This window comes from Streptomyces sp. HSW2009 (genome assembly GCF_040240285.1).
Classification (GTDB): Bacteria; Actinomycetota; Actinomycetes; order Streptomycetales; family Streptomycetaceae; genus Streptomyces.
Genome location: NZ_JBEHZD010000395.1, coordinates 1 through 7,681, shown reverse-complemented (window position 1 = coordinate 7,681; position 7,681 = coordinate 1). Strand labels below are relative to the sequence as shown.

Here is a 7,681-nt window from a genome sequence, read left to right as displayed (position 1 = left end):
ACCCGCCCCCATACCCCGGCGGGCCCCCCCCCCGCGGGCCCCCCCCCCCCCCCGGGGGCCCCCGCGCCGGCCCCCCCCGCCCGGGGGGGGGGGGGCCCCCCTTTCGTATGGGCGGCGGCGCGCCCTGGGGGTCCGTCGGTAGGGGGCGGGCCCTGGGAGTCCGCCGGTAGGGGGGCGGGCCCGCCAGCCGTGCCGCGGCCCGTCGCGGCAGAAGACCGTACAGCGTGCGCCCCCGGCGCGTGGCCGGCGCGCAACCGGTGGGGGTTCTGCGGGGCGGCGTAGTGACGGCGTCACACCCCGTACGGGGGCGGGGCGGTGGGCCGCTGCCCGGCCACGGACCGCGGTGGTGCCGGGGCCACCGTGGGGTGTGGGCACGGTGTGCTCTGCGGCGCTGGGCGCGGCGGCGGGGCGGAGGGCACGGTTCAGGGGCGACTCAAGTGACGGTACGTCTCGTTGAGTGGGGGTCTCGTGAGCAGTCCTGCCTTATCCATCGAGCAGTTCGAGAAAGTTCCGCGACGGGTCCAACGGCCCGCACTTGCGGAGGCGCATGACGCGGTACTGAACGATCTCTGTGCGGAGTTGTTCGCCTCGCTGCCCCGCAGCGACCAGCGGAAGAAGGGCAGGGACTACCTCTGGTGCCTGCTGGGGACGCACGGGCGCAAGACGATACGGAACATCGCGATGCTGCTCGGCGGCCAGGCGGCCGAGCAGAGCCTGCACCACTTCGTCTCGGGCTCCACCTGGGACTGGGACCCGGTGCGGCAGGCGCTGGCCCGCTACGTGGCCCGTGCCGTGCCGCCGCACGCCTACGTGGTGCGGCCCCTGGTCATCCCGAAGACCGGGGAGAGCACGGTGGGGGTGGAGAAGCGTTACTTCCCCGCGCTCGGTCAGGTGCTCAGCGCACAGCAGGCGGTGGGCGTGTGGGCCGGTTCCGCGACGCTGTGCAGCCCGATCAACTGGCGTCTGCACCTGCCCCGTTCGTGGATCGACGACGAGGACCGCAGGCGACGTTCGGCGATTCCGGACGAGGTGGTGCCGGAGTCGCACGCGGACTGCGCCGTGGCGGCCTACCTCCAGATCACCGAGAGCTGGGGGCTGCCGATGCGGCCGGTGGTGCTTGAGGCGGCGGGGCCCGACCCGGTCGGCACCATCCGCAGGCTGCGGGCCGCCCGGCGCGGGCCGTTCCTGGCCCGGGCGGGGAACATGGTCCGCCTGGTGGTGGACGACCCGGCGCTGCCGGGCCGCGGCCCGGAACCGCTGTCGGCCTACCAGATCCTGGGCCTGGCCCGCCGGCTGCGCCGCCCGGTGTTGCTGCCCGGACACTCGGCGGGTGCGCCGACCCCGGCCCTGGTGGCGGGGGTCCGGGTGCGGCTGCCCGCCGGGCCTGGTGGGGCCGGGGCCGACGGCGGCGAACTGCTGCTGCTCGGCGTGGGCGAGGACGGCCAGCGGTGGCCGGCCGAGGTGTGGCTCACCGACATGGTCGACGCGCAGCCGGCGCCGCTGCTGCGCATCGCCCATCTGCTGCACCGGGTCGACCACGACTTCGGCCGGATCAGCGACCGGGTGGGCATCCGCGACTACACCGGGCGCTCGTTCGGCGGCTGGCACCGGCACGTCACCCTCGCGTCAGCGGCGCACGCGGGGGCCGCGCTCTGCGAGGTGGACGGCCGCCGCCTGTCCCGTACGGCCTGAGGGCCACCCGGACGAGGCGGCCCCACCACCACCCGACCGCTCTGGCGTACGGACCCGCTGTGCCCCGGCACGGCCGGCCCGTACGCCGCGGCGCGTGACGGGCGTGTGAGCCCCGGGCAGCGCGGGCCCGAGCGGTGCGGACCCGGGGAGTGCGGGGTGCGGGCGGGTGAAGGGGGAGACGCGGGCGCAGGGTGGGACGGGCCGGGAAGCACGGTGTGGGCGTGGGCGGGAGAACCCTGCGCGGGTGGGCGCAGCCCGGCGGTGGGTAGGGGATCGCCGCGGTGGCCTGGGCACACAGCACGCGTGGCAGTGCGCTTCGGACTGCCGGCCGCGTACGGAGCGTTGCCGGGCGCGGGCCGTGGCACGGCCGGGCGTGGGTCGCGGGGCGGCCGGACGAGGTACGTGGCGTCGGCCGGGAGCGGCACGGTACGGGCCGGGGCGGGGCGGCGGGTGCGCTGCGGAAGCCTGTCGGCGAGCCAGGGCGGGGCGAGGACAGGCGGGGCCGGGGCGGCGCGTGGGCGCAGGTGGCGCCCCGGCCGGGCTCAGGGCCCGGGCACCGGGCTCAAGGCCCCGGCGTGTGATCGGCCCTGGACGCGCCGGGGCCGCCGCGCAGACCGCGACGTATCCGGGTCAGCCGCAGCGCCAGATGGATGTCAAGCGCCCGGTCCGGCTGCGTCCACTGGGGGCCGAGCAGGCTGCTGATCCGCTCGATGCGCCGGGCGACGGTGTTGGGGTGCACATGGAGCCGCTTGGCCGCGTACGTGGGGCTGCCGCCCGTCTCGAAGTACGCCTCCAGGGTGTGGGTGAGTTCGGTGTAGTGCTGCGCGTCGTGGTCCAGGACCGGGCCGATCGTGGTGGTGATGAACCCCTCCACGTCGTGGTGGTCGGACAACAACACGCCCAGAAAGCCGAGTTCCCTGGCGGAAGCGGTGCCTCCGGTGGCGCCGAGTGCGGTCAGCGCGTCCAGGCAGCGCTGTGCCTCGCGGTGTCCGTCGTAGACGGCGCGCGGGCCGGTGACCGGGCCGGCCGCGCCGACCGTGACGGGATGGCCGAGCAGGGGCGAGAGCTCTTCGCCGACCGCGCGGGCCGCCTCGCCGGCGTCGGTGCCCGGCAGCAGCAACACCACACAGCCCTGGTGCCGGCTCTTCAGCCCGTTCATCCGCTGCGCGTAGGACGAGGCCCAGATGGCGGCCTTGCCCTGCGCCTCGCCCTCGGGTCTGGCCACCACGACCACGTGCGGCGTGTTCAGCTCGACGTTCAACCGTCTCGCGCGGCGCTCCAGTTGGGCGACCGGCCGCTGGGAGCGGGTGAGCAGGTCGTCCAGGAACTCGTCACGCACCTGCCCCTCGACCGCGGCGGTGCGGCTCTTGTCGAGCAGCAGGAGCACCGCGATGGCCTGGGTGACGCGGCGCAGCGCCTGCCGGTCGCGCTCGGAGACCGGCCGCCCGGTGTACAGGAACAGGGTGCCAAGCACCTCGGCCCCGGCGGAGATCGGCGCCGCGCAGCCGCCGTGCGCCAGCGGCACCGGCTCGCGCGCCGCGTGGGCGTCCAGGGACGCCGCCTCCAGCGCGGTCTCCATCGCCTCCACGGTGTCCCCACAGGAGGCCAGGGTGGTGCCGTTGGGCGCGTAGACCCGGACCATGCCGCCGAGTTCCTTGCTCGCCTCGCTGGCCAGGGTGTGCAGTTCGCCGCCGTTGAGCGCCAGGTCCACCAGGCGGATGTGGGAGTCACTCAACTCCTGGTTGCTCTGGAGCGTGGCCTCGGTGTGCGCCACGCGCTCCTGCAACTCCGTGACCTGATCGGTGGTGCGCTGGGCGGACTCGGCCTTGCCGATCGCCGCCCCGGCCAACTGGCCGAGCGAGGCCATCAGCGAGATCTCGTCGGCCGTGAAGTGCCGCACGTTGCGGTCGGCCACGTACAGCACGCCGAACGGTGGCTGGGTCTGGCTGAGCGGGACGCCCATCATGGCCCGCAGCCCCTCCGTGCGCACCACCTGGTCGATCGCGGGACTGTGACGGATGCGCTGGTCAGCGAGGTAGTCGGCGGTCCAGAAGGGGGCCGGGCTTGACATCACGTCGCCACCGATGCCCTCGCCGTAGGGCAGTCGCAGGCCGACGTTGAGGGCCGAGATGTGCCCGTCGGACGAGCGGACGAGGCTGTAGCGCGGATCGTCGTCGGGGAAGCTGATCCACGACATGTCGAGACCGAGCAGCAGCCTGGAGCGGCGGGTGACGGCGCGCAGCACGGTGTGCAGGTCCTGCGGGTGGGAGAGTTCGCGCGCGGTGTCCACCAGCGCACTCAGCCCCGATTCACGGCGCTGGTGGCGCTGCACTTGGGTGTGGACGATCAACCCGAGTCTTTTCGCCCGCTCCAATCGGTTGGTTTCCTGCGCCGACAGACCCTGTTGTCGGGCCTCCTCGGTCAGCGCCTCATACCATTCCATCGGGGCTTGCTTGGCGAGCAGTTCGAGTACGGCGAGAACGTCTGATTCCGCTTTTTCATCCGGCATGGCCGTTGCCTGCACCCCCTGAGTCACGGCTGAGTATGGATCCACGCGCGTATGCCACGCGGTCTTACCAGCCGTACTTGCGCCCTCAACGATGCCCAAAAAGCGCGAAAGAATGTAAGGCCGGTTACGGGTGGTGGCTGGGGCACCACCCCGGGGGGCCGGCAGTGTTGCTGGGTCACCTTCCGGCACTCCGGTTGCATAACCGAGAGTTGACCTGCGTCGAAGTGGTGAGCGTGGGCTCACCGGGGGTTTGGGGTGATGTAGGTGTCGGACGTCCGCGATTACCGACGTTCACTGGCGCGCAGCCGCGAGGCGCTACGCAGCGGAGAACGTCCGAAAACGTTCCTGCTGGACGGCCGGGAGTGGGATCTCCTACCGGAGGTGTTTGCTCCGGATATCTCGCCCTCGTCCGGCCACTCCCTCGCCCTCCTCGGGCTGTCCCCGCACCTCACGCCACGTTCCGGTTCCCTACTCGAAATCGGCTCGGGCACCGGGGTGGTCGCCGTGCTGAGCGCCGTCGCCGGGTGCGAACGCGTGGTCGCCGCCGACATCAACCCACAGGCCGTACGGAACACGGCCAGCAACGCGGCACGGCACGGCGTCACCGACCGGGTGCGCGCGGTGCGCAGCGACCTGTTCGACGGCCTGGACCCCGGCGAGCGCTTCGACGTGATCTTCTGGCACTCCAACTACGTGCTGGCGCCGGCCGACTACGCCTACCGCGACATGCACGAGCGCAGCTACGTCGATCCGGGGTACGCGGCCCACCGCCGCTACCTCGCGGAGGCGGGCACCTGGCTGGCCCCGGGCGGGCGCGTGTTGCTGCACTTCAGCAGCCGGGGAGACCGGGCCGCACTGGAGCAGGTGGCGGACGAGAGCGGCTGTCGTCTGATCGCCGCCCGCACCCTGTCGGCCCGCGAGGGCGAGCACCAGATCGAGCACACGCTGCTTGAGGTGGTCGCCCGGCGCGACTAGGCCGGCAACGTGCGGTGCGCCGCGGCGGGAGCGGGCGCCTGGACGGGAACGGGCGCCCGGCGACGGAGTCGTGCGAGGCGACGGCCGTCCATACGCGATGGGCCCTCGGCCGTGACGTGCCCGGCCCTCGCCTGACGGAGGGGGATCGACCATGGGCACGCCCATGCGCACGTTACTGATAGACAACTACGACTCATTCACCTACAACCTCGTCCACTACCTTGCGGACGTCAACGGGCGGGAACCGGACGTCATCACCAACGACGACCCCACCTGGCGCACCGCCCACCTGGCCGCGTTCGACAACGTCGTGTTGTCACCGGGGCCGGGAAACCCCGCTCGCCGGGCCGATTTCGGCATCTGCCGCGAGGTGATTGAGGAGTCCACCATTCCGCTGCTCGGCGTGTGCCTCGGCCATCAGGGACTGGGGCTGCTGAGCGGTGCGCAGGTGGTCCCGGCACCGGAACCGCGCCACGGCCGCATCTCGCCCGTACTGCACGACGGCACCGGGCTGTTCGCCGCCGTCCCCTCGCCGTTCGACGTGGTCAGGTACCACTCGCTGGCCGTCACCGGCCTCTCGCCCGAGCTTGAGGCCACCGCCTGGACCGCGGACGGCGTGGTGATGGGGCTGCGCCACCGCCACCGGCCGCAGTGGGGCGTGCAGTTCCACCCCGAGTCCATCGCCGGGAACTACGGGCACCGTCTGCTGGCCAACTTCCGGGACCTGAGCGAGCGGTTCACCCGCGGCACCTCGCGCGGCCCCCGCGCCGCCCTCCTCACCACCAGCGGCCTGGTGGGCCAGCGCCCCCGCCCCCGCCCCCGCTCCCGACCGGCCGACGTCCATCGACCCGCCCCGCCGCGCACGCCCCCGCCCGCCTCGTTGCGTACGCCTACGCCCACCCAGTTGCGCACGCCCCCGTCCACCTCGCCGCCTACGCCCCCGCCCACCCAGCACCAGCGCGAGCTGCGGGTGCTGTGCCGGACGCTGCCCACGCGGGGGAGCGACGAGGCCACCTTCGCCGCCCTGTTCCACGGCGGTGACCACGCCTACTGGCTGGACAGCAGCCGGCCCGACGCCGGGCCGGGGCGGTTCTCCATCATGGGCGACGCGTCGGGCCCGCTCGCCCGGGTGGCGAGCGCCGATGCCACCCGCGGCACCGTGACGGTCCGCTCCCGCTCCGGCACCGAGGTGATCGCCGGCGGGTTCCTCTCCTGGCTCGACCGGGACCTGCGCGGGCTGCGCACCACGGCACCCGAACTGCCCGTCGACTTCGCCCTGGGCTGGGTCGGTTACCTCGGATACGAGCTCAAGGCGGAGTGCGGCGGTGAGCGCGCCCACCCGGCGGAGGACGCCGACGCGGTCATGGTCTTCAGCGACCGGGCCCTGGTCATCGACCATGCCACCGGGACCAGCCACCTGTTGGCACTGGCCGAGGGCGACGGCGCACCGGCCGGCGACTGGCTCGACACGGCGGCCGAGCGGCTCGCCACCCTGGTCGACACCGAACTGCCGGCGCCCACACCCCCACTGCCGACCGGCGAACTCACCCTGCGGCACAGCCCCGAGCGGTACCGCGAGCTCATCGCCGAGTGCCTCACCGAGATCGGCAGGGGCGAGACGTACGAGGTGTGCCTGACCAACCTGGCCGAGGCCCGCGGCGACCTGGAGCCCTGGGAGGCATACCGCCACCTGCGGCGGGCCAGCCCCGCCCCGTTCGCCGCCTTCCTCGACTTCGCCGGCGTCAGCGTCCTCAGCACCTCGCCCGAACGGTTCCTCAGCGTGGACCGGTACGGGTGCGCCGAGTCCAAGCCGATCAAGGGCACCCGGCCGCGCGGCGCCACCCCCGAGGAGGACCGTGAACTCATCGCCGACCTGCTCACCAGCGAGAAGGACCGGGCCGAGAACCTGATGATCGTGGACCTGGTCCGCAACGACCTCGGCCGCTGTGCCCGGCTCGGCTCGGTGGAGGCGGAGGAGATCTTCCGCGTCGAGTCGTACGCCAAGGCGCACCAGTTGGTCAGCACCGTACGGGCCAGGCTGCGGCCCGAGATGTCCGCGGTGGACTGCGTACGGGCGGCCTTCCCACCCGGCTCGATGACGGGCGCCCCCAAGATCCGCACCATGCACATCATCGACCGCCTCGAAGGGGGGCCGCGCGGTATCTACTCCGGCGCCATCGGCTACTTCTCGCTGACCGGCGCGGCCGATCTGAGCGTGGTGATCCGCACCGCCGTACTCACCCCGGGCCGGGTGCGGTACGGCGTCGGCGGCGCCATCATCGCCCTGTCCGACGCCGAGGCCGAGTACGCGGAGACCGTCGTCAAGGCGGCCCCGCTGACCGCGCTCACCGGGGCACGGCTCCCGGCCCTGCGACAGGATGCGTTGACTCGTTGACTCGTTGACTCGTTGACTCGTTGACCCGCTGATCTGCCCGTGTTGACCGCCGCCGAGGACGACCGGCGCCAGTTGGACTGGCTGCTGCGCCGCATGATGAACGACTCCGA

The 7,681-nt window shown here is 73.1% G+C and carries 4 protein-coding genes; 3 read left to right on the top strand and 1 reads right to left on the bottom strand.

The genetic code is table 11. The features are described 5' to 3' along the window. Positions 1–468 precede the first annotated feature (468 nt). Complete coding sequence (locus tag AAHZ94_RS24350; RefSeq protein ID WP_349995228.1) at positions 469–1,692, top strand: IS701 family transposase; 1,224 nt, start codon at positions 469–471, stop codon at positions 1,690–1,692. A 562-nt stretch (positions 1,693–2,254) separates the two neighbouring features. On the opposite strand, the gene AAHZ94_RS24345 is transcribed toward AAHZ94_RS24350, so the two are convergent. After that, positions 2,255–4,201 (bottom strand): helix-turn-helix domain-containing protein, encoded by a 1,947-nt coding sequence (locus tag AAHZ94_RS24345; RefSeq protein ID WP_349995227.1) that lies wholly within the window; start codon positions 4,199–4,201, stop codon positions 2,255–2,257. A 264-nt stretch (positions 4,202–4,465) separates the two neighbouring features. On the opposite strand from AAHZ94_RS24345, the gene AAHZ94_RS24340 reads away from it, so the two are divergent. Further along, positions 4,466–5,176: a methyltransferase domain-containing protein gene (locus AAHZ94_RS24340; protein WP_349995226.1), complete on the top strand. Its 711-nt coding sequence runs from the start codon at positions 4,466–4,468 to the stop codon at positions 5,174–5,176. 163 nt (positions 5,177–5,339) lie between these two features. Next, on the top strand, positions 5,340–7,571 hold the full coding sequence (pabB, locus tag AAHZ94_RS24335; RefSeq protein ID WP_349995225.1) for an aminodeoxychorismate synthase component I: 2,232 nt from the start codon (positions 5,340–5,342) through the stop codon (positions 7,569–7,571). Positions 7,572–7,681 lie beyond the last annotated feature (110 nt).

Bases quoted from the DNA above. Each gene is read 5' to 3' on its own strand.
- AAHZ94_RS24345 (WP_349995227.1), bottom strand. From the start codon at position 4,201: ATGCCGGATGAAAAAGCGGAATCAGACGTTCTCGCCGTACTCGAACTG.
- pabB (WP_349995225.1), top strand. From the start codon at position 5,340: ATGCGCACGTTACTGATAGACAACTACGACTCATTCACCTACAACCTC.